Origin of the sequence: Acidovorax sp., assembly GCF_046314175.1 — a bacterium.
Classification (GTDB): Bacteria; Pseudomonadota; Gammaproteobacteria; order Burkholderiales; family Burkholderiaceae_C; genus Acidovorax.
In genome coordinates this window covers 17,215-39,132 of the sequence record NZ_JBKBXG010000033.1, presented here as the reverse complement: position 1 = coordinate 39,132, position 21,918 = coordinate 17,215, and the positions used below count along the sequence as shown (strand labels likewise).

The window sequence follows — 21,918 nt, the reverse complement described above, 5'->3', positions numbered from 1 at the left end:
GTTGCTGAATTTAATTTAGAAGCGTTTTTAGGAGTACACACCATGCCATCGACCCCCGCGATTGAGACGCCGTCCGCACCCTGGTGGAAGTTTGGCCACGTGTGGCTGGTGATCTCTGGCCCGGCGATCGTGATCGTTGCCGGCTTTGTCACCCTGTGGCTTGCAATCTCGCGCCCAGACCCTGTGATTGCGGAGGACTACTACCGCCAGGGTATCGAGATCAACAAGACGCTGGAGAACCCGGAAAAGAGCCTTGCTCCGGCCATGAAGGGTCGCAACCATGCAGCTACCCCAGTGCAGGACCAGCCTCGTTAAAGCCAGCGAATCACAACACCGGGCCACCAGCAAAGCGCTGAAATCCCTGCAAGGAGACACAACCGTATGTGGACGCAACGCCTGATGTGGATTGCATGGCCCGCCTTTTTGATGGCGGGTGTACTGGAGATGCTGGTGTTTGCCATGGTGGATCCGCAGGATCTGCACTGGTTTGGCCAGCCGCTGGCGCTGTCACGCCAGGGCGTCTACACGCTGGCATTTTTTGTGTTTTGGGCCATCACCGCGGCAGCCAGCGCGTTGACCACCATGCTTGCGATGTCACCCTTTGAGGTCAACCGCTGCCCGGTGCCAGATGCTGAGCGGCCGGATGACTGCCGCAAGACCAACCCCACCTGCCACTGAGCACCAGGGGTGTTGGGTGGGCAGAGCAGGTCGCGACGAGTGGCGGCTCAGTGGCAAGGCTGCTGGCTGTTGACGATGCGCTTGAGCGCATCGGTTTCCAGAATGCGCACATGCCGCTGCTTGACTTCCACGATGCCTTCTTCGACAAACTTGGAGAACGTACGGCTGACCGTTTCGAGCTTCAGGCCCAGGTAGCTGCCGATCTCCTCGCGGGTCATGCGCAGCACCAGTTCAGACTGCGAGAACCCGCGGGCATGCAGGCGCTGTACCAGGTTGAGCAAGAAGGCAGCCAGGCGTTCTTCGGCGCGCATGCTGCCCAGCAGCAACATCACGCCGTGTTCGCGCACGATCTCGCGGCTCATGATTTTGTGAACATGGTGCTGCAAGGCCGTGACCTCGCGCGAGAGTTCTTCGATGCGGTCAAACGGCATGACGCAGACTTCGGCGTCTTCCAGCGCCACGGCATCGCAGGTGTGGTGGTCGTTCACGATGCCATCGAGGCCGATGATCTCGCCGGCCATCTGAAACCCGGTGACCTGGTCGCGTCCGTCTTCGGTGGCCACGCAGGTCTTGAAGAACCCGGTGCGGATGGCATAGAGCGACGTGAAAGTCTCGCCATTGCGAAACAGTGTGCTGCCCCGTTTGATCTTGCGGCGCACGGCCACGATGTCATCGATGCGCTGCAACTGGTCGTCGCTCAGGCCGACGGGCATGCACAGTTCTCTGAGGTTGCAATTGGAGCAGGCGACTTTGATGGTGAGCGGGGTCATTGCGCGTGATCTGGTTGGTTTTCGAGCATATCGCGCCCGATGGTCGGAGCGGTGGCGCTCCGGGCTGCGGTGGGCGACTGACGTGAATCAAGAATGAATCAAATTGTCGCCGTTCGGTCCGCATCGTTACTTGATGTGGGTCAAGGACAGTAGGGGTAGCCTACGGCACAGTCACGGTGTACGCAAGGATATTCGCCCATGACTGCTGTAACGCCCGATCTTCTGCGCCGTTTTGACGTGCCAGGGCCCCGCTATACCTCCTACCCCACCGCTGACCGGTTTGTCGAAGCGTTTGGGCAGGATGACTATGTGCTTGCGCTGGAACAGCGCCGCCTGGGCACCACGGCCAAGGCGCTGCCGCTGTCGCTGTATGTGCACATACCGTTTTGCGAGTCGCTGTGCTACTACTGCGCCTGCAACAAGATCATCACCAAACACCACGACCGCGCCGAGGTGTACCTGCGCTACCTTAGTCGCGAAGTGGATCTGCACACTGCGCATTGCGGCACAGGCCAGGTGGTCAGCCAGCTCCATCTGGGCGGAGGCAGCCCCACGTTTTTGTCAGACGCCGGGCTGCGCGAGTTGATGGCCATGCTGCAGCGCAACTTCACCCTGGCGCCGGGAGGGGAATATTCGATTGAAGTGGACCCTCGCACGGTCGATGCAGGCCGGCTGGCCTTGCTGGCAGAGCTGGGGTTCAACCGGCTGAGCTTTGGTGTACAGGATTTCGACCCAGAAGTGCAAAAGGCAGTGCACCGCATGCAACCCGCTGAGCAGGTCTTCGCCTTGGTGGAATCTGCGCGTGCGTTGGGGTTTGATTCCATCAATGTCGATCTGATCTACGGCCTGCCGCGCCAGACGCCGGAGTCATTTGACCGCACACTGGCGCAGGTCGCGCAGTTGCGGCCAGACCGTATCGCTCTGTATGCGTACGCCCATCTGCCAGAGCGCTTCAAACCCCAGCGCCGCATTGTCCCGGCCGAGTTGCCTACGGCGTCGGGCAAGTTGTCCATGTTGTCGCGCTCACTCGACGCGTTTATGGACGCGGGTTACGTGTATGTGGGCATGGACCACTTCGCGTTGCCCACCGATTCCCTGGCTGTGGCCAAGCGGCAGGGGCGCTTGCACCGCAACTTTCAGGGGTACAGCACCCAACCCGATTGCGATCTGATTGGCCTGGGGGTGTCTGCCATCGGCCGAGTGGGCACCACCTACAGCCAGAACGCCAAGACGCTGGACGATTACTACGACTTTTTGGACCAAGGGCGTCTGCCTGTGGTGCGCGGGTTGGCCCTGACCCGAGACGACTTGGTGCGCCGCGCTGTGATCATGGCGTTGATGTGCCAAGGCGAGTTGCTGTTTGAGCCCATGGAGCAAGCGTGGCTGATCGACTTTCGCCAGTATTTCGCTAACGAGCTGGCGCAACTGGAAGACATGGCAGAGCAGGGGCTGGTGTGCCTGGGCCCAGACGGTGTGGAGGTGACTGCCACGGGGTGGTTCTTTGTGCGCGGCATTGCCATGCTCTTTGATCGGTACCTCCAGGCAGATCGCAACCGCGCGCGGTTTTCGCGCATCATCTGACGGCGATGCTGCAGAGGTGCAGATTGCTCCCAAAAGAGTAGCTGGTGGCGCTTGTATCTAGTAGGTTCTACATCGTTTTATGCATGAAAACCAATGAAAACAAGCGCTAGCAGCTATCTTTTTTGAATTCTGTGCCATTCAATTCCCTTTTTATTCATCTCTAGATGCTTGCAACGCTTGCCTGGACTGCTTTGCTGATGGGGCTCGCCGGAGGATCTCACTGCTTGGTCATGTGCGCCGCGCCTTGCAGCGTCCTGGCCGGGCAAGGCGGTGCGCCTGCGGATGGCGGCGCGCAGACCGTGCACTGGGTGCCCCGAGGCGGCGTGATGCGACGGACGGCGGCTTTCCATGTGGGCCGACTGGCTGGCTATGCGGCAGCGGGCGCCCTGGCCGCCTTGGCGATGGACAGCCTGGCGTGGCTCACACAGCGAACCACGGCCTTTCGACCCGCTTGGACTCTGATGCATGTTGCCGTCATGGCCTGGGGCCTGATGATGATGGTCCAGTCACGCCAGCCCGCGTGGGTAGAAAACGCTGGGCGCGCCGTGTGGGGTCGTGTGAGGCCTCTGGTGGGCTCGCCAGCGGGCGTGCTGGGAGCGGGTTTCCTGTGGGCGCTGATGCCGTGCGGTCTCTTGTATTCCGCTTTGCTGGTGGCCGCCCTCAGTGGCGGGCCTGTGGAAGGGGCGTTGACCATGGCCTTGTTTGGCATTGGCAGCGGGCTGTGGCTGGTCAGCGGCCCCTGGGCGTGGAGTCGGCTCAAGGGGCGCCTGGACGCCGCCCGTTCGCAATGGGGCACGCGCGTCGCGGGGGGCTTGCTCTGCGCTGTGGCCGCTTGGGCGCTGTGGATGGACCTGATCTACAAGCCGTCCCTCTGGTGCCGTTGAGTATCGGCTGTTGGGCAATCAACCCGAATGGCACTGTGCAGGGTGACCTGCGGTAGGTTGCATTGCGTAAGTGCTTTCCCTGACAAGCACGGAGCGTGCCAGCGCAGAGGATGTCACACAACTGCTGCCTCGCCGCCGGGGTGTCACAGGTGCTTCCTCAGACCGTCTTCTGAACTGGGGATAATGTGTGTAACCATTGGTGGCATTGAAGTCTCCGTGTTACGTGTGCTCTCGAAGTGAACTCATCCATCCTCATCGACATCAGCCAACTGCGTGTAGGCATGTACATCCAGCTCGATGTGGGCTGGATGCACCATCCTTTCCCGGTGAGTAGCTTCAGGGTGGCTTCGCTCGACCAGATCGCAACCTTGCGAGAGCTCGGACTCACCGAGGTGCGCTACGTCCCCAAGAAAAGTGACCCGGACCTGAAAGAGCTGGTGCCCGCCGCCTGGAGCGTTCCCGCCATGGACATGCCGGTGTCCAACGGGCTCGACGCGCCGGTTGTCAATGCACCTGTCGACCACGAAGCCGTGCGCCGCCGCGAGCTGCTCGAAGCCCAGAATCGCACGCTGGCGGTCTGCAACCAGCGTTTTACGGAGGCCACCCGGCAATACCAGTTACTGGAGCGTGCGGTGTCCGAACACCCCGACCAGGCGCGCACCAAGGGCGACGCCCTGGTGTCGGGCTGTGTGACAGAGCTGCTCGAAAACGGCGACTCGGTCATCCGCCTGCTGTCGGAAGGGGTGGGCGAGCGCAACGCCCTGCACCCCATCAATGTGATGGTGATCTCCCTGCTGCTCGGCCGCTCGTTGGGCATGAAAAGTGTCGAGCTGCACGACCTGGGCGTGGCAGCGCTGATCCATGACCTGGGCAAACTCAACCTGCCCCCGAATTTGCGGCAACCCACGCCATCGATGATTCCGAGGGAGCGGTCCCGGTACGAAACGCATGTGGGTGAGTCGGTGGCGTTTGCAATGCGCATGGGGTTGCCCGATTCGGTGCTGACCGCTATTGCGCAACACCATGAAATGGCCGACGGCAGCGGGTTTCCCCTGCGGTTGTCCGGGCCCGCCTTGGGGCGCAGTAGCCAAGTGCTGGCTCTGGTCAACCGCTACGACCGCATGTGCAATCCTTCCATTGGCGTGGACTCGCTCACGCCGCACGAGGCTCTGTCGGTTATCTTTGCGCAGCTCAAGTCGCGGTTTGATTCGGTGGTGCTGGGCGCCTTCATCCGCATGATGGGGGTGTATCCACCGGGCTCCATCGTCCAGCTGGTCAATGACCGGTACGCCATCGTTGCGTCCGTCAACTCGTCGCGGCCCTTGCGTCCCAAGGTGATTGTTCACGACTCGCGGGTTCCTAAAGACGAGGCGCCGATTCTTGACCTGGAAACGGTGCCGGAGCTGGGCATCCGCCGCAGCCTCAAGCCGGCCCAGTTGCCGCGCGACGCGCTGGACTATCTCTCTCCCCGGCAGCGCATCTGTTACTTTTTTGAGCGAGCGGCCAGCCCCGGTCCTGACGAGGCGGATGCGTGACCGATAGGCAACCCTACGCGTGGCTGGACGGGCTGCAGGAAGCTGTCTGGCTGGTCGATGAAGGCAGTCTGATCATTCTGCACGCCAATGACGCCGCGCAGAGGTTGGCAGGCTTGCCGCTGTCCACCATGGTGGGGGCGCCTGTTTTCAGCCTGGCGGCCACACCGCAAGACCAGGCCTATTGGAGCGAGCCTGCAGATGTAGTGGCAGCGGGTATTCATTCGCACACCAGCCTGCTGCGGGCCGACGGGGTGCTGGTGCCGGTAGACCGGCGTGTCACCCGCGTGCCGCATGGGGCCGAGGCGGACACGGTGTTCATGCTCACCATGTTGGACCGCAGTGTGCAGGACGCCACCGAGCGCGAACTGGAAACCTTGCTGTCCGAGTTGCGCGCCACGCTGGACTCTGCGGCAGACGGCATGCTGGTGTGCAGCCTGGACGGCCGCGTGCGCGCGTTCAACCAGCGGCTGGCGCAGTTGTGGAGCATTCCGCGCAACCGCCTGCTGGAGCGTGACGATGCCGCAGTCTACGAGCACATGGCCAGCCAGGTGGTCGATGCGCGCCACTATGCCGAGCGTCTGGCTGCCATTGCGCGCGAGCCCATGGCTGAGAGCACGGACATTGTGGAATTGCTTGGTGGGCTGGTGCTGGAGATGCGCACCGTGCCGCAGTTCAACCAGGGCAGGCCGGTGGGTCGGGTGTACTCATACCGCGACATCACACGGCAGACTGAAATACAAGCCAGCCTGCGCCTTGCGGCGCGCGTGTTCGAGTCCAGCCTGGACGCCATCTTCATCGCCGACAGCCAGCACCGGGTGCTGCGCATGAACCCCGGCTGCGAACGCCTGGTTGGTCCGTCTGCCAAGGCGTTTGAGGGCTCCATGGCTGCCTCGCTCTTTGGGGGCGGGTCGGACGCCACCTTTATGGAACAGGTGCTTCAAGGCTGGGCCGATGAAGGCTTTTGGGAGGGTGAGCTTTGGCTACCTCGCGACAACGGCGCCTATTGCGCTGTGCAGCTGTCGTGGGTGGCTTTGCGGGATGACGAGGGGCGCCTGGTGCAGAGCATTGGTTTCATGCGCGACCTGACGCTGCAACATGCCGCGCAAAAGCGCATCGAAGAACTGGCCTATAGCGACGTTCTCACGGGGCTGCCCAACCGTCTGCTGCTGTCCCAGCGGGTGGACACCGCCATCCAGGGCGCGCGTCAGACCGACACCGGCTTTGCCATCCTGTTCCTGGACCTGGACCGTTTCAAGATCATCAACGACTCGCTCGGCCACCCGTTTGGTGACCGCGTGCTGCAACTGGTGGCAGAGCGCCTGCAGACCTGCCTGCGCCAGACCGACATGTTGTGCCGCCTGGGCGGGGATGAATTCGTCATCTACCTCCATGGTGGCGACGCGGTGGTGGCCGAGAGCGTGGCGCGCCGCATTCTGGACGACATGCTCAAGCCCTTCACGCTCGATAGCATGGGCTTCTCCATCCAGTGCAGCATTGGCATGGCGCTGTACCCGCAAGACGGCGCTACGCTGGACGACCTCATCAAGCAGGCCGATACCGCCATGTACCGCGTCAAGGAGCGAGGCCGCGGCAGCTATGGGTTCTATCAGCCACAGATGAACGCCAACCTGCTGTCGCGCATGCAGATGGAGCACGCCATGCGGCAGGCGCTGGGCTTGCATCGCATGGCCGTGCACTACCAGCCCCAAGTCAACATGGCGACCGGACGCATCACTGGCGCCGAAGCGCTGATCCGCTGGACCGACCCCGAGTTTGGCGCGGTGTCGCCCGCGCATTTCATCCCGCTGGCCGAAGAGTCCGGCTACATCGTGACCCTGGGCGCATGGGTGATGGAGCAGTCGGTGCGGGAGGCTGCGGTGTGGATGCACAGCGGCACGCCCATCATGATTTCGGTCAACGTGTCGGCGCTGGAGTTCAGGCAGCCTGATTTTGTGGAGCGCATCACAAGGCTGCTCGCCGTGCACCAGTTGCCGCCCACTTTGCTGGAGCTGGAACTGACGGAAACCATCCTGCTGCAGGACGCGCAGGAAATGGAGCAGCGCGTTCGCGTGTTGGCAGACCTGGGCATCGGCCTGGCCATTGACGATTTCGGCACCGGTTACTCCAGCCTTGCCTACCTCAAGAAGCTGCCTATTCACAAGCTCAAGATCGACCAGTCATTCGTGCGTGGTCTGCCCGACGACGACGGCGACCGAGCCATCGTGAGCGCCATCATCAGCATCGGCCGCGCCATGCACATCGAGGTGGTGGCGGAAGGCGTGGAAACGGAAACCCAGCAAGCAGTGTTGCAGACAATGCACTGCGACCACTACCAGGGATTCTTGTGTGCGCCGGGCCTGCCCGCTGAACAGTTTCGCGCCCTGCTCAGCAAGCCCTTGCCGCTGAAGGCGCAGGGCAAGCGCAGTCCCTTGAAGACCTGATTCAGGCAAGCGGAGGAACCGTTGCCTGCCTTGGTCAGGCCGCCATGATGCCTTTCCAGAACATGTAAGCGGCCAACCCAAACAGCAGCGACGCAAAGACACGCTTGAGTTGTTTGACCGGAAGGCTGTGCGCGGCCTTGGCACCCAAAGGTGCGGTCAGCACGCTGCAGGTCGCAATCACCGCCAGTGCAGGCAGCCAGATATAGCCCAGCGAGGCGGGTGGCAGGCCGGTAACGCTCTGCCCGCTGATCACATAGCCAACCACATTGGCCAGAGCAATCGGAAACCCGAGCGCGGCACTGGTAGCGACTGCGTAGTGAATGGGCACGTTGCACCAGGTCATGAACGGCACGCTGACAAAGCCACCGCCAGCGCCCACCAGTCCCGACAGAAAACCGATCACACCACCTGCCGCCACCTGGCCGGCGCCGCCAGGCATCTGCCGTGCAGGTGCAGGCTTCTTGTCCAGAAACATCTGCGTGGCCGAAAAGCTGACGAACAACCCGAAGAAGATCGCCAGGAACGAACCCTTGAGAAGCGCAAACACGCCCAGGCTGGCAATGATGCCGCCCAGCACGATGCCAGGCGCCAGGCGCTTGACGATGCCCCATTGCACGGCGCCGCGCTTGTGGTGCGCACGCACGCTGGAGATTGATGTGAACATGATGGTTGCCATCGATGTCGCAATGGCCATCTTCACCGCCAGGTCTGGCGCCACCTGCTGCCCGCCCAGGATATAAGTCAGGAACGGCACCAGCAGCATGCCGCCGCCAATGCCTAGCAAACCAGCCAGAAAGCCCGTCGCAAGTCCGAGCACACCGAGTTCAACGATCAGGAGAGGATCCAGCATGGTGAAAAAAGAGAGATGAAAAAACGAAACGAGGCGCGGGAGATTGCAAGAACGCGCGAGGTGCGATGCGCCCTGTCAGTGCTGCAGCGGCAAGTGAAAGCGGTGACAGGGGCATGAGAAAGAAGGTGTCTGCGAATGCCACCGGACCCTCATCCTGAACCGGGGTTCAGGTGGGCGAGGGCAGCCTGGCGTTGGGTTCATCTAACGCGAGATGATCACGCTCGCCAAGGCGATGTACCAAGCCCGAGCTCGTTGAGCATTGGTTCAAGGAAATATTAAGCCCGGCGGCACCGCAGACGCGTCGATTGTAGGCTCTGACGACACTGGCTGCAGGTGTGGGGGCATGTAAAGACCGCAAGTCCGCGCCGTGCTGTCGGGTGAATGAATTCCGTGCCGCGCACACAGGGTTTGCAGGGCTGCTCACGCAACAGAGTTGTCTTCAGAACGTGAACGAGGCACGTTCTTCGCGCTTGTTTAGAGCAGTCGACCGTCGTCGCCCAGTGCTTGGTCCAGACGTTCTACAAGCGCCTCCAGGCGCTGGTTGTCACCATCGGGCAAAAGAGACTCCTGCGCGCCGCTGCCTGTCGCCGGTGTGGTGCGCTGGACCGCTGCTCCGGCCGCGAGGTCTGCGGCTTCGCGGTCAGCAATTTCAAAAGCGAGGTTCAGCGCAGCCAGCACCGCAATCCGCTCACGCGAGCGAACCTTGCCTGCGTCGCGGATGCGCGTCATGGCCGTGTCCACGCGCTCCACCGCGTCGAGCAAGCGGCTTTCATGGCCTTCGGGGCAGGTCAGCAGGTAGCTTTGCTGCAGTATCTGCACCTCGATTTGCTTCATTCGGATTCTTTCGTGACGGCGGGGGCCACCGCGGGCAGGCGCTCCAGCAGGGCATCCACGCGGGCGCGGGCTGCACTCAGGCGCGATTTGAGCGAGTCCCGCTCATGCGTCAGCGCAGCCACTTGGTCGGTCAGCAGCGCATTGGTGCGTTGCAGTTCTGCGTGGCGCACCAGCAGGCGTTCAACGCGCTCGGCGATCTGGTCGGGGGTGAATGGTGTTGCCATACAGCCGCTGATTGTAGGGTTGGGTGGGGTAAACGGTCGTAAAATCCCGCTGTTGGTGCTCGCGGTGTGGTTCACATGCCGCAGTTCAACGGGAAGCAGGGAGGATGCGCCAAACATGGCGCACCCAGCCTGCGCTGCCCCCGCAACGGTCAGCGGACGAATCACTTGATTCTCTCTCCATCCATACGCCACTGTGTGCCTTGAACAAGCGCATGGGAAGGCATTGGGGGGTGTTCCGCCAGCCCGGATACCGGCCAACACGGTGGCTGCGTGCGCCTTTTTTGGGCAGCGCAGCCGTGTCACCCATTTGCTGGCGGGGAGGCCAGCTCGGGCTTTGTTTGTTGACGATGATCCCCATGAATATACGTACACCTCGTGCGCGCATAGCTGCGCCCCCGTGCCTGCGTCCCGCCCTGATCGCTTTTGCCGTGGTGGGCGCTTGTTCGGCCCATGCTCAGCAGAGCGATGGCAGCATGCAACTGGCGCAGAACCTGCGCGCACCCTCCTTGACCGAAACTGTGGTGACGGCCACCCGCACGGCCCAGCCTTTGTCCGACCTGGTGGCCGACGTGACAGTGCTGGATCGGGAGACCATTGAAACCAGCGGCGCGACCGGCCTGGCCGACGTGCTGGCGCGCGTGCCCGGCATTGAAATCTCGCGCAATGGTGGCCCCGGCACCACCACCAGCGTGTTTCTTCGTGGGGCTGAATCGCGCTTCACTGCCGTCTACATCGACGGCGTGCGCATGGATTCGCAGTCCACCGGTGGCGCTGCGTGGGAGTCGATTCCGCTGGCATTGATTGACCGCATTGAAGTGCTGCGCGGCCCTGCTGGCGCGGTGTATGGCTCAGACGCCATGGGCGGCGTGGTGCAGATCTTCACCAAGCGCGGTGAGAACGGCGTAGCGCCCTATGTGGGCGTAGGCATCGGCACGCACAGCACCCGCAAGCTGGAAGCTGGCATCAGCGGAGCCAGCGGCACCATCGACTACGCGCTGGGCATTGCGCGCGAAGAAAGCAAGGGCTTTAACGCCCGCACCATTGCCACCGCCAACCCGGACCGTGATGGCTACGAAAGCACCTCGGCCAACGCACGGCTGGGCTTGCAGATCAATGCCACGCACCGCCTGGAAGGCACGTTGCTGGTGAGCGACATGGACAGTGGCTACGACACCAGTCCGGTCAATGACGACCGCAACATGCACAAGGTGCATGCGCTGGGCCTGAACTGGCAGGCGCAGTGGACCACGCAGTACAAGACCCGCCTGCAGGTTACCGATTCACGCGACAAATACGAGACAAAACCGTCCATCTACCTGAGCGACACGCACCTGCGTGGCTATCTCTTTCAGAACGAATGGCGTCAAGGTGCGCATCTGGTCACGGCGGCTCTAGAGCGCCGTGAAGACAACCTCGAAAACGCCCCCATCGACCGCCAGCGCTCGCAGAATGCCATTGCACTGGGCTACGGCTACAGCGCAGGCGGCCACACCCTGCAGGCCAATGTGCGCCACGATTCGGACAGCGAGTTCGGCGGCAAGGGCACTGGCAGCCTGGCGTATGGCTACGCTTTTGCGCCCCAGTGGCGTGCCACCGCATCGGTAGGCACGGCCTTCCGTGCGCCCACGCTGTACCAGCGCTTCAGCGAATACGGCATCGGCTCGCTCAACCCTGAAAGCAGCCGCAATGTCGAGGTCGGCCTGCGCTGGGCCGCTGGCACCAGCAGCTTCTCGGCCACGGCCTACCGCAATCGCGTGCAAGACCTCATCACGTTTGGTGCGGCCGGACCTTGCCCATCGACCTTCGGTTGCTACACCAACACCGCGCGCGCCGAATACCAAGGCGTGACGCTGGCTGGCTCGCACCGTCTGGGCTCGGTGCAACTGCGGGGTTCGATCGACCTGCAAAACCCGCGCGATCTGGCCACGGGCAAGCAGCTGGCCCGCCGCTCCAAGCGCCACGGTACTTTTGGCGCCGACACCCAGGTTGCCGGATGGACAGTGGGCGCAGAGGTTCAAGCGTCTGGCCGCCGGTTTGACAACGCAGCCAACACCAACGTGCTGGGGGGCTATGCCTTGGTCAACCTGTACGCCAGCACCCGCATTGCACGCGATTTCACGCTCTTGGCGCGCTTGGACAACGCCGCAGACAAGAACTACGAGTTGGCACGCACCTATGCCACGCAGGGTCGCGTCGCATACCTCGGTGTGAAGTGGGCGCCACAGTGAAAGTGATGGTGGCCTCCACGCTCCAGCACTGCGTATCGCTGCTGCCCCCAAAGGGGACGCAGCATCTGTTTTCAGAGAGAGGTAGAGAGGAAGAAGAATGGTCACCCCAGCGCGTTGCCCAGCGATCCTGGTGGCTGCCCCGGCCTCGGGCCAGGGCAAGACCACCGTTACTGCGGCCCTGGCGCGTTTGCACGCGCGCCAGGGTCGGCGGGTGCGGGTGTTCAAGTGTGGGCCGGACTTTTTGGACCCGCACTGGCACCAACTGGCCAGTGGCGCCCCGGTGCATCAGCTCGACCTGTGGATGACGGGTGAGGCGGACTGCGCCCAGCGCTTGCATGAGGCAGCGCAGTCTTCGGACCTGATCTTGATTGAAGGGGTGATGGGCCTGTTCGACGGCACCCCGAGCGCTGCGGACTTGGCACAACACTTTGGTGTGCCTGTGCTCGCTGTGGTGGATGCATCGGCCATGGCGGGTACCTTTGGCGCGCTGGCATTTGGCCTGCGCCACTACCGCTCTGGTCTGCCTTGGGCGGGCGTGCTGGCCAACCGCGTGGGCAGCGCGCGCCACGCCGACATGCTGCGTGATGGCCTGCACGACGCCGACGACTGGATGGGCGCGCTGATGCGGGTGCCTTTTGACGCAGCGCCTCTTGCTGGCAAGGCCGGTGCTGCGCTGCTCCCCGAGCGGCACCTGGGCTTGGTCGCAGCGCATGAACTGGCCGACAGCATGGAACGGCTGGACGCCGCAGCGAATGCGCTGGCGGCTACGCCCCTGGGGCAGATGTCGGCCGATGACCTGCAGCGTTGGGCCGTGGACTTTCCGGCGCCCGCATTGGCTGCAGCCGTGCCGCCGCTGCTGGCAGGCCGTACGGTGGCGGTGGGGCGAGACGCCGCGTTCTGCTTTATCTACGCCGCCAACGTGCAATGTCTGGAGCAGATGGGCGCACGGGTGGTGTTCTTCTCGCCCTTGAACGATGCAGCGGTTCCCGATTGCGATGCGGTATGGCTGCCGGGCGGTTACCCCGAGCTGCACGCGTCGCAAATCGCCGCAAATACACGCATGCAAGCCAGCCTGCGCGCCTACGTGGCCGCAGGCAAACCGCTGTGGGCCGAGTGCGGCGGCATGATGGCGCTGTTTGAATCCATCACTTTGGCCGACAGCGACACGGCTCCGCTGTGGGGCCTGCTGCCCGGCAATGTGACCATGCAAAAACGCCTGGCGGCGCTGGGGCCGCAGCAGCTGACCGTGGCGGGGCACATCCTGCGCGGCCATACGTTTCACTATTCGACCAGCGCCAGCAGCGCCCCGGTGGTGGCCCGTACGAGCCGCCCCAACGAGGCAGCTGCGCCCGACGCTGGCGAGGCGTTGTACCAGCAAGGCAGCATCCATGCCAGTTACTTTCATGCCTGGTTCCCTTCCAGCCCTGAGGCGGTAGCGCAGCTGCTTGGCGGAGTCTCGGCATGACCGTTGCGCAGAACCCCATCACCACTGAACTCATCCTGGGTGGCCAGAAAAGCGGCAAGTCACGCCGCGCCGAACTGCTGGCGCGCGACTGGCTGGCTCAGTCAGGTGACCGCTGTGCCGTGCTGATCGCCACAGGGGAGGCCTGGGACGATGAGATGCGCGAGCGCATCGCCCGCCACCAGCGCGACCGTGCCGACCGTGTGCCCGGCTTGCAGACGGTGGAAGAGCCGTACGACGTGGCAGCGGCCGTCGCTTTGCACAGCACGCCGCAAACCCTGGTGGTGGTGGACTGTCTCACGCTGTGGCTCACCCACTGGAGCATGCCCATGGGCGCTGAAGCCATGAGTTTTGAACAAAAACAGGCTCTAGCGCTTGATTGGCAAGCGCAAGCAGCTATGTTTTTAGTAGCGGTTCGGAAATCCCCTGGCCCCGTTGTTCTGGTGGGCAACGAAATTGGCCTGGGGGTCATCCCGATGGGGCGCGAGGTGCGTGCGTTTGTGGATGCCTTGGGCATGTTGAACCAGCAGGTGGCGCAGGTGTGCCCCCGCGTCACCCTGATGGCGGCCGGATTGCCATTGACTCTGAAAACACCTTGAAAGAACTCTGTCGATGAAACCAACCCCCGTGCGCCGCATCCTGTGGGTGATTGCGATCCTTATGGTGCTGGGCCTGCTGATGGCTGGGCTGGCGCAGGCACAACCGGTGCAGATCACCGACGATCGGGGGCGCGTGGTGTCGCTTGCGCGCTCGCCCCAGCGCATCGTGAGCCTGCTGCCATCGTTGACCGAGAGCGTGTGCGAGCTGGAGCAATGCCACCGCCTCGTGGGGGTAGACCGCTATTCCAACTGGCCCGAGGATGTGATCGGCAAGCTGCCCAAGGTCGGGGGCGGGATTGATCCCAGCATTGAAGCCATCGTGGCGCTCAAGCCTGACGTGGTGCTGTTGGCCACCAGCTCACGCGCCAGCGACCGCCTGGAGGCCCTGGGTGTGAAGGTGGTGGCACTGGAGCCCAAAACACATGCCGATGTGCGCCGTGTGCTGGGCACGGTGAGCGACCTGCTGGGCGTGCCCCGCGCGCAAGGCTCCGACCGCCTCTGGCGCGTGATTGATGCAGGCGTTTTTGCGGCGGCGCAGTCCCTGCCCCCCAAGGCCAAGAATGTGCGCGTGTACTTTGAGGTCAGCCGCGGGCCCTATGCGGCGGGCGAGTCGTCGTTCATCGGCGAGACGCTCACCCGGCTGGGTGCGCGCAACGTGGTGCCCGCGTCGCTCGGGCCGTTTCCGCGCCTGAACCCCGAGTTCGTCGTGCGCGCCAACCCCGACATCATCATGATCGGCAACCGCAGCATGCAAGCCATGGTGCCGTACCCGGGCTGGGCCAGCATGCGTGCCATTCGCGACAACCGGCTGTGCGTCTTTGGCGTGGGGGACTCCGACGTGGTGGTGCGCCCCGGCCCGCGCATGGCCGAGGCGGCCCGCATCATGGCTAGGTGTCTGGTGGAGAAAGCCTCGTGACCTACGCCGCCATGGACTTGCCAACCGGTTCCACCAGCCGCCGCGCGGCATGGTGCGCCGCCTGGCTGCTCCTGGCCAGCGCCGTGCTGGCCGTGTGTGGCGCCAGCGTGGGCAGCACGGGTTTTGACAGCGTTCTGCGCATGCACGGCGACCCCGTGGCCTGGCAGATCGTGTGGGACATCCGCCTGCCGCGCACGCTGGGCGCGTGGCTGGCGGGCGCGCTGCTAGGCCTGGCGGGCGCGGTGGCGCAGGGGCTGTTTCGCAACCCGCTGGCCGACCCGTATTTGCTGGGCAGTGCCTCGGGCGCGGCGTTGGGCGGGGCGGTGGCCATGGCGCTGTTTGGTGTGTCGCCGGTGGCGGCGCAGTGGCTGGCGCGCATTGGCATCACGGGCATGGCGTTTTTGGGTGCGGCGGGGGCGGTGGTGCTCACGCTGATCTTGGCCCGGGGTGTGCAGCACACGCTGCGCCTGCTGTTGGCGGGCGTGATTGTTGGCGTGGTGCTGGGCGCTTTGCGCGACCTGGTGGAGCTGGCCTCGCCCGACATCCTGCAGGCCATGCAGGCCTTCACGCTGGGCAGCACGGCCTTTGTGGGCTGGATGGCCTGCGTGCTGATGGCCTTGGCCTGGGGGCTGTGCTCGGTGGTCGCCTGGATGCTGGCACGTGCGCTCGACGGGCTCACGCTGGGCGAGGCCACTGCCGCCAGCCTGGGCCTTCCGCTGATGCCGATGCGTGTTGGGCTGGTGGCCGCCATGGCGCTGGCCACCGGCACGGCGGTGGCGCAGACGGGTTTGATTGCGTTTGTGGGGCTGGCCGCGCCACACCTGGTTCGATCCATCGTGCGCGTGACGCACGAGCGGCACATCGTGCTCTCCAGCCTGATGGGCGCAGTGCTGCTGCTGGCGGCCGACATCCTGGCGCGCTGGCTGCTGGCGCCGCAAGAGCTGCCGGTGGGCGTGCTCACCGCCGCACTGGGCGGCACCTATTTGCTCTGGCTCATGCACCGGCGTACGTCGCAGGGTGGTGCACTATGAATTTAATAGCTATTGGCGCTTATGGAATAAGCGCTAGCATCGGAAATCACTTGATTTTGCAGGGCGTTGACCTGCAGTTGCCCGCCGGGCGCTGGACCAGCATCGTCGGCCCCAACGGCGCGGGCAAGTCCACCTTGCTCAAGGTGCTGGCAGGCCTGCTGCCCCGCGCGTCGGTGCAGGGCGATGTGCAACTGCTGGGGCGGTCCCTCATACAGATCCCTGCGCGCGAACGTGCCCGGCAACTCGCCTGGCTGGGCCAGAGCGAAAGCTCTGCCGACGACCTCACAAGCTACGACGTGGCCATGCTGGGCCGCCTTCCGCACCAGGCCTGGCTGGCCCCGCCGGGGGCTGCTGACCACGCAGCGGTCGAGCAGGCACTGCGCACCACGCAGGCCTGGGACTGGCGCCACCGCCCGTTGTCGCAGCTGTCGGGTGGCGAACGCCAGCGCGTGCTGCTGGCCCGCGCGCTGGCGGTGCAGGCGCAAGTGCTGCTGATGGATGAGCCCCTGGCCAACCTCGACCCACCCCACCAGACCGACTGGCTGCACACCATGCGCGCGCTGGTCGATGGGGGGGGCACGGTGGTCAGCGTGCTGCACGAGGTGTCGCTGGCGCTGCAGGCCGACGACATGGTGGTGATGGACCAGGGCCGCGTGCTGCACCAGGGCGCGTGCGATGCGCCCGATACGCACGCCGCGCTGGAGAGTGTGTTTGACCACCGCATCCATGTGCGGCATCTGGATGGCATGTGGATGGCGTTGCCATCGCTGCAACGCAAGAAGAACAAACCAATCAAGGGAGTGGACGCATGAACATCGAATCGGGCTTTGCGCAGGTCGCGCAGTCGTTGCTGTGGCCGGTGCTGGTGCTGGTGGGGCTGGCGTTTGTCTACGCGCTGTGGTCGGGCGGCGCCACGCTCATGGAGGCGTGGCAACGCTGGCGCCAGCCGCAGTACCGCTCGCTGCGCGTGGCGCCGGGCCTATCGATGGAAGAGCTGGAGCTGCAACTGGTGCGCCAGGTGGAGCCCGTGCGCCTGCTCAGCCGCCTGTCGCCCATGCTGGGGCTGATCGCCACGATGATTCCGCTCGGCCCCGCGCTGCAGAGCGTGGCGGCGGGCAACGGCCAGCAAGCCCTGGCGGTGTTCAGCGGCGCATTTGCGGGCGTGGTGCTGGCGCTGGCCGCCGCGTCGGTGGGCCTGGTGGTGTACTCGGTGCGCCGCCGCTGGCTGCTGGCCGAGCTGCTGGTGGTGCGCAAGGAGCGCGGGGTGGCGCAATGAGCTTGCGTCACCTCAATGTGCTGGCCGAGGACGACGACGACCCCATGCTGTCCGCCGTCAATCTGGTGGACGTGTTCCTGGTGCTGGTGGTGGCGCTGCTCACGGCCGTGGCCGTGCAGACCCAGACCAGCGCCAACGAAAGCGTCACCATCATCCGCAATGCGGGTCAGCCCGACATGGAAGTGGTGGTGCGCGAGCAGGGCAAAGAAGTGCGCTTCAAGGGCGCAGGCAGCGCTGCGCAAGGGCAGGGCGTGCGCGCGGGCGTGGCCTACCAGTTGGAAGACGGCAACATCGTCTACATCCCTGAAACGGGCGCTGCCCCTGTCAATACACCAGCGGCAGGCGGTGCAGGTGGCGCCGCCGCAGCGGCACCCGCCAAGCCATGAAGGCGCTGATCTTGCGTGCGGCACTGTGGTGCCTGCTGCTGGCTGCGCCGCTGGTGCAGGCCGCGCAGGCGGACAAGACCCAGGGCGCAGAGGGTGCCAACAAAGCCGCGCCCGTGCTGCTGTGGCTTACCTCCGACATCACCACGGCCACGCGCACGGCCATGGTGCAGCGCCTGGCCATTGAGGCGGGCCTGGGTTTTGCGCACATCGACTACCCACTGGCCGGTCCAGCGGTGCTGGATGTCGCGCAGGCGCAGAGGTTGGAGCGCGCGCTGGCGGGCACTGCCATGGTGTGGGTGGATGCACCGCACGCCAGCGTGGAGGCGCGCTTGCGCCGCATGGTCGGCGCGCAGCTCGGTGCCCGCGCCGCACGCGCCCCGGGCCGCGTGGTCTGGGTTCCAGCGGGCACACCCGCCGCTGACCTGACCGCGCTCGACGCACCCGCCCGCATGGTGGCTTACCTGCAGGCGGGCGGCCCGCGCAACCTGAAGAACGCTATCGCCCTGGCGCGCGCCACGGTGGCAGGTGTTGCGATGCCGACCTTGCCCGCGCCCGACATCCTGCCCCCCCGGGGCATCTACCACACCGACGCGCCCCGCCTGCTGCCCAACGCCGCTGCCCTAGAGGCTTGGCGCCAGGGCCAGCCCACGCTGCGCAGCCTGCCCGCCGTGGCCGTGCTGGTGCATCGCCACCACTTCATCGACGGCAGCACCGAATGGCTCGATGCCTGGCTGCGCACTTTCCGCCAGCAAGGCCTGTTCGCCTATGCCGCCTTTGGCCAGCAGGTCACGGCGCAGACCCTGGCCGAGGTGCTGGAGCTGCCCCCCGAGAGCGGCACCGGCCCCGGCCGCCTGCATGCCTCGGCCCTGGTGCTGCACCAGCTCGTGCCCCAGGCCGCCGCGTTGCAGCCGCTGCTGGCCCGCTGGGGCGTACCCCTGCTGGGCACGCAGCCCTACCGCGCGGGTGATGCCGCGGTGTGGGAGGCGAGCGCAACGGGGTTGTCGCTGTCCGACGTGCCGTTCTATCTGGCGCAGCCCGAGGCCGCGGGCGCCATCGATCCGGTCCTGGTCACAGCCCACGGCGCCGAAGGCCGCGATTACCGCCTCATCGAGCGCCAGGCCCAAGCAGTGGCCGCCAAAGCGCGGCGCCTGATCGCGCTGCAAACCAAACCCGCCGCCGACAAGCGCTTGGTGGCCATGGTCTACAACTACCCGCCGGGCGGCACCAACTTCGGCGCCTCGTTCCTCAATGTGCCGCGCAGCCTGGAACAGGTATCGGGCGGCCTGGCCCAGGCGGGCTACCGCACGCAGGAGGTGCCCGAGCAGGGCTGGATCGACGGCCTTAAGCCCTTGTTGGCCGCCTACTACCCCGGCGCCGATGTGCGTAAGTTGTTGGAGTCGGGCCAGGCCGCCGCGCTGCCGCTGGCGCGCTATGAGCAGCATCTGGCCACCTTGCCCAAGGCCGTGCGGGAACGCATGAACGCGCACTGGGGCGCGCCCGGAAAGAGCCGCTACGTGGTCGACTGGCAGGGTGAAAAGGTCTTCGCCATCCCGCGCCTGCAGGTGGGCCAGCTGGCCGTGCTGCCCCAGCCCCCGCGCGAGGAAACTCTGCGCCTGGGCCAGAACCCGTTCATGCACAAGTCCAAGGCGCCGCTGTCGCACCACTATCTGGCCGTGTACCTGTGGGCGCAGCGGGAGGCCGATGCGCTCATCCACTTTGGCACGCACGGCACGCAGGAGTGGGCCGGTGGCAAGGCGCGTGCGCTCGATGTGCACGACGACGCGCTGCTGCCCCTGGGCGACCTGCCCGTGGTCTACCCCTACATCGTGGACAACCTGGGCGAGGCGCTCACCGCCAAGCGCAGGGGTCGCGCCGTGCTGGTGAGCCACCGCACGCCCGTGTTTGCCCCGGCAGGCTTCGAGGCGCGCATGGCCCATATGCACGAGGTGATGCACGAGTGGGAAACCGTGGACGAAGGCCCCACGCGCCGCGCGCTCGAAAAGCAGCTGGTGGCGCAGTTTGTAGAGCATCAACTGCACCGCGACCTGGGCTGGAGCGCAGCGCGCATCGCGGCCAACTTCGAAGGCTTCCTTGAGATTCTTCACCCCTACATGGACCAGCTCGCGCAAAGCTCGCAGCCCAAGGGCCTGGCCGTGTTCGGCCGCGTGCCTGCGCCAGAGCAGCGGCGCGAAACGATCCTGCAGGCGCTGCGCAAGCCGCTCATTGAGGCGCTGGGCGAAGACATTGACGAAGCCTTCCTCATCAAGCACGACGCGGTGCTGGCCGCGCGCCCCGCGCGCTGGCTGGAGGTAGCATTGAAGGACGCCGAGGCCGCCAGCGTGCTGGACCTGCGCCCCGTGTTGCACGCACAAACCTCATCCGACGTGGTGCGCGCCGAAGACCACGTACCCAACCGCGCCGCGCGCAAGCCCATCGACACACCCGCGCTGCTGCAGCTGGCACAGCGCGCGCAAGATCTGGAGCGCCTGCTGGCCACCGAAGGTGAAATGCCTGGCCTGCTGGCCGCGCTGGAGGGCCGCTACCTGCCCGCAGCCTACGGCGGTGACCCCATCCGCAACCCCGACAGCCTGCCTACCGGCCGCAACCTCACAGGGCTCGACCCCAGCCGCCTGCCCACGCGCCAGGCCTACGCCGTGGCGCAGACGCTGTTCAACGACTGGTTCAAGGATTACCGGGCGCGCCATGATGGCCAGGCGCCACAGCGTTTCGCCCTGTCTCTGTGGGCAGGCGAAACACTGCGCCACCAGGGCATCATGGAAGCCCAGGCCCTGGTGGCGCTGGGCATGCGCCCGGTGTGGGACGACGCGGGCCGCCCGGTGCGCGTGGAAACCATTGCGGCTGATGAACTCAAGCGCCCGCGTGTCGATGTGCTCATGAGCATCACCGGGTCGTACCGCGACCAGTTCCCCGCGCTCATGGCGCTGCTCGACCGCGCTGTGGCTCAGGCCGCAAATGCAGAGCCCGGCAATGTGATCGCCCGCAACACCGCGCAGATCGGGCAGGAGCTGCGCAAGCAAGGCGTGCCCCGCGCCCATGCCGAGCAACTGGCTCGCGTGCGCTCGTTCGGCAATGCGGTGGGCGACTACGGCACCGGCCTGTCCGACGCGGTGCAGAGCGACGGCCTGCAAACCAACGATGCGCGCCTGGGCCAGATGTTCCTCGACCGCATGAGCCTGCCTTATCTGGATGGCGAGCCGGTGACGGGGGTTGCGGGCGGCACGGCGGCAAAGGCGCTGGGTGCCCACTTGCGCCGCACCGATGCCGCCATCCTGTCGCGCAGCTCCAACCTGTACGCCATGGTCAGCTCGGACGATCCGTTCCAGTACCTGGGTGGCCTCTCGGCCGCCGCCCGCGTGGCCGGCAGGCCGCAGGGGCTGGAGCTGCATGTGGCGCAGCTGCAGGATGTGAGCGAGCCCACCACCGAGACCGCGCAGCGCGCCATTGCGCTGGATATGCAGTCACGCTACCTGCACCCGGGCTGGCTTAAGGCGCAGAAGGCCGAGGGCTATTCGGGCACGCTGCAGGTGCTCAAGGCCGTGCAGTTTGCCTGGGGCTGGCAGGCTGTCGCGCCCGACACGGTGCGCAGCGACCACTGGCAGAGCTTTTTCGACGTGCTGGTGCGCGACAAGCACCAGCTGGGTTTGCCCGAGTGGCTGAAAGAGCATCCGCAGGCCTACGCCCAGTCGCTGGAGCGCCTGGTGCAGGCACAGCGCCAGGGCTACTGGCAGGCCGATGCCGACACGCAAAAGCAACTCGCGCAGGTGTACCAGGAACTGACGCGCGCCGCGCCACTGGCGGCCGAGCTGCCCAGTGTGCGGCGCTGGGTGGAGCAGGCTGCGCGGGGTGTGCCCACAGCGGACGCAGCGCCCGTTGGCATGGCGGTGGCGACGCCACAGTCGCCTGCCCCGGCGCCACAGCCTGCGCCTGCTGCTGCGGACCTGCCCGCGCCGCCAGCCCAGGCAGAGACCCCGCCCGCCGCACCCACCATGCCCGCCATGGGCGTGCTGCTGGAGCGCCAACCCGAACACGATGCGCCCACCGCTAAGCCCACGCCCGTCGAGCGCATGGCCGGCATCTTGGCGATGCTGGTCATGGCGCTGGTTGTGCTGGCAGGCGCTGCCTGGCAGGCGCGTCGTCCTTCGTCGCTGCCTCCACCGTTGCAACCGGCCGGGCTGTGATGCCCGGCCTCTCTGAAAGAATGA

At 65.3% G+C, this 21,918-nt stretch carries 19 protein-coding genes and 1 riboswitch; of the genes, 15 read left to right on the top strand and 4 right to left on the bottom strand.

The features are described from left to right. Window positions 1-42 precede the first annotated feature (42 nt). Together ACK4OE_RS11525 and ACK4OE_RS11520 are read left to right on the top strand one after the other, a co-directional pair. The gene (locus tag ACK4OE_RS11525; RefSeq protein ID WP_409884946.1) at window positions 43-315 is read left to right on the top strand and encodes a FixH family protein; all 273 of its coding nucleotides are present in this window, start codon (window positions 43-45) and stop codon (window positions 313-315) included. Between the two features lie 66 nt (window positions 316-381). Beyond that, entirely contained in the window at window positions 382-678 is a 297-nt protein-coding gene (locus ACK4OE_RS11520) for a hypothetical protein (RefSeq protein WP_409884945.1), read from the top strand. A 47-nt stretch (window positions 679-725) separates the two neighbouring features. On the opposite strand, the gene fnr is transcribed toward ACK4OE_RS11520, so the two are convergent. Beyond that, window positions 726-1,448, bottom strand: coding sequence for a fumarate/nitrate reduction transcriptional regulator Fnr (fnr, locus tag ACK4OE_RS11515; protein ID WP_409884944.1), 723 nt, complete (start codon window positions 1,446-1,448; stop codon window positions 726-728). A 198-nt stretch (window positions 1,449-1,646) separates the two neighbouring features. Here fnr and hemN point away from each other — a divergent pair, with 198 nt between their 5' ends. From hemN to ACK4OE_RS11495, 4 genes are all read left to right on the top strand, one after another. Next, window positions 1,647-3,029 (top strand): oxygen-independent coproporphyrinogen III oxidase, encoded by a 1,383-nt coding sequence (hemN, locus tag ACK4OE_RS11510; RefSeq protein ID WP_409884943.1) that lies wholly within the window; start codon window positions 1,647-1,649, stop codon window positions 3,027-3,029. A gap of 164 nt (window positions 3,030-3,193) precedes the next feature. Beyond that, window positions 3,194-3,913, top strand: a complete 720-nt coding sequence (locus ACK4OE_RS11505) for a sulfite exporter TauE/SafE family protein (RefSeq protein WP_409884942.1) — start codon at window positions 3,194-3,196, stop codon at window positions 3,911-3,913. Window positions 3,914-4,149: 236 nt separating this feature from the next. Further along, window positions 4,150-5,448 carry an HD-GYP domain-containing protein gene (locus tag ACK4OE_RS11500; protein WP_409884941.1) on the top strand — a complete coding sequence of 433 codons (1,299 nt, stop codon included), beginning with the start codon at window positions 4,150-4,152 and terminating at the stop codon, window positions 5,446-5,448. Beyond that, complete coding sequence (locus ACK4OE_RS11495; protein WP_409884940.1) at window positions 5,445-7,889, top strand: EAL domain-containing protein; 2,445 nt, start codon at window positions 5,445-5,447, stop codon at window positions 7,887-7,889. Before ACK4OE_RS11500 ends, ACK4OE_RS11495 begins: the two co-directional genes overlap by 4 nt. A gap of 34 nt (window positions 7,890-7,923) precedes the next feature. On the opposite strand, the gene ACK4OE_RS11490 is transcribed toward ACK4OE_RS11495, so the two are convergent. From ACK4OE_RS11490 to ACK4OE_RS11480, 3 genes are all read right to left on the bottom strand, one after another. Further along, the gene (locus ACK4OE_RS11490) at window positions 7,924-8,739 is read right to left on the bottom strand and encodes a sulfite exporter TauE/SafE family protein (protein WP_409884939.1); all 816 of its coding nucleotides are present in this window, start codon (window positions 8,737-8,739) and stop codon (window positions 7,924-7,926) included. 474 nt (window positions 8,740-9,213) lie between these two features. Continuing rightward, the gene (locus ACK4OE_RS11485; RefSeq protein WP_409884938.1) at window positions 9,214-9,573 is read right to left on the bottom strand and encodes a cell division protein ZapA; all 360 of its coding nucleotides are present in this window, start codon (window positions 9,571-9,573) and stop codon (window positions 9,214-9,216) included. Further along, window positions 9,570-9,797, bottom strand: a complete 228-nt coding sequence (locus tag ACK4OE_RS11480) for a DUF904 domain-containing protein (protein WP_409884937.1) — start codon at window positions 9,795-9,797, stop codon at window positions 9,570-9,572. The genes ACK4OE_RS11485 and ACK4OE_RS11480 overlap by 4 nt, the downstream gene beginning before the upstream one ends. Window positions 9,798-9,833: 36 nt before the next feature. After that, window positions 9,834-10,071: riboswitch (cobalamin riboswitch) on the top strand. An 82-nt stretch (window positions 10,072-10,153) separates the two neighbouring features. On the opposite strand from ACK4OE_RS11480, the gene ACK4OE_RS11475 reads away from it, so the two are divergent. From ACK4OE_RS11475 to cobN, 9 genes are all read left to right on the top strand, one after another. Then, on the top strand, window positions 10,154-12,025 hold the full coding sequence (locus ACK4OE_RS11475) for a TonB-dependent receptor domain-containing protein (RefSeq protein WP_409884936.1): 1,872 nt from the start codon (window positions 10,154-10,156) through the stop codon (window positions 12,023-12,025). Window positions 12,026-12,122: 97 nt separating this feature from the next. Next, a complete protein-coding gene (locus ACK4OE_RS11470) occupies window positions 12,123-13,490 on the top strand; it encodes a cobyrinate a,c-diamide synthase (protein ID WP_409884935.1) in 1,368 nt (455 codons plus the stop codon). Then, window positions 13,487-14,086, top strand: a complete 600-nt coding sequence (locus tag ACK4OE_RS11465) for a bifunctional adenosylcobinamide kinase/adenosylcobinamide-phosphate guanylyltransferase (RefSeq protein WP_409884934.1) — start codon at window positions 13,487-13,489, stop codon at window positions 14,084-14,086. The genes ACK4OE_RS11470 and ACK4OE_RS11465 overlap by 4 nt, the downstream gene beginning before the upstream one ends. Before the next feature lie 13 nt (window positions 14,087-14,099). After that, window positions 14,100-15,002 carry an ABC transporter substrate-binding protein gene (locus tag ACK4OE_RS11460; RefSeq protein WP_409884933.1) on the top strand — a complete coding sequence of 301 codons (903 nt, stop codon included), beginning with the start codon at window positions 14,100-14,102 and terminating at the stop codon, window positions 15,000-15,002. A gap of 11 nt (window positions 15,003-15,013) precedes the next feature. Further along, window positions 15,014-16,033: a FecCD family ABC transporter permease gene (locus tag ACK4OE_RS11455; RefSeq protein ID WP_409884962.1), complete on the top strand. Its 1,020-nt coding sequence runs from the start codon at window positions 15,014-15,016 to the stop codon at window positions 16,031-16,033. Then, a complete protein-coding gene (locus tag ACK4OE_RS11450; RefSeq protein ID WP_409884932.1) occupies window positions 16,030-16,845 on the top strand; it encodes an ABC transporter ATP-binding protein in 816 nt (271 codons plus the stop codon). Before ACK4OE_RS11455 ends, ACK4OE_RS11450 begins: the two co-directional genes overlap by 4 nt. Next, on the top strand, window positions 16,842-17,309 hold the full coding sequence (locus ACK4OE_RS11445; RefSeq protein WP_182119060.1) for a hypothetical protein: 468 nt from the start codon (window positions 16,842-16,844) through the stop codon (window positions 17,307-17,309). Before ACK4OE_RS11450 ends, ACK4OE_RS11445 begins: the two co-directional genes overlap by 4 nt. Further along, the gene (locus ACK4OE_RS11440; protein WP_409884931.1) at window positions 17,306-17,695 is read left to right on the top strand and encodes a DUF2149 domain-containing protein; all 390 of its coding nucleotides are present in this window, start codon (window positions 17,306-17,308) and stop codon (window positions 17,693-17,695) included. Before ACK4OE_RS11445 ends, ACK4OE_RS11440 begins: the two co-directional genes overlap by 4 nt. Then, window positions 17,692-21,894 carry a cobaltochelatase subunit CobN gene (gene cobN / locus ACK4OE_RS11435; protein ID WP_409884930.1) on the top strand — a complete coding sequence of 1,401 codons (4,203 nt, stop codon included), beginning with the start codon at window positions 17,692-17,694 and terminating at the stop codon, window positions 21,892-21,894. Before ACK4OE_RS11440 ends, cobN begins: the two co-directional genes overlap by 4 nt. Window positions 21,895-21,918 lie beyond the last annotated feature (24 nt).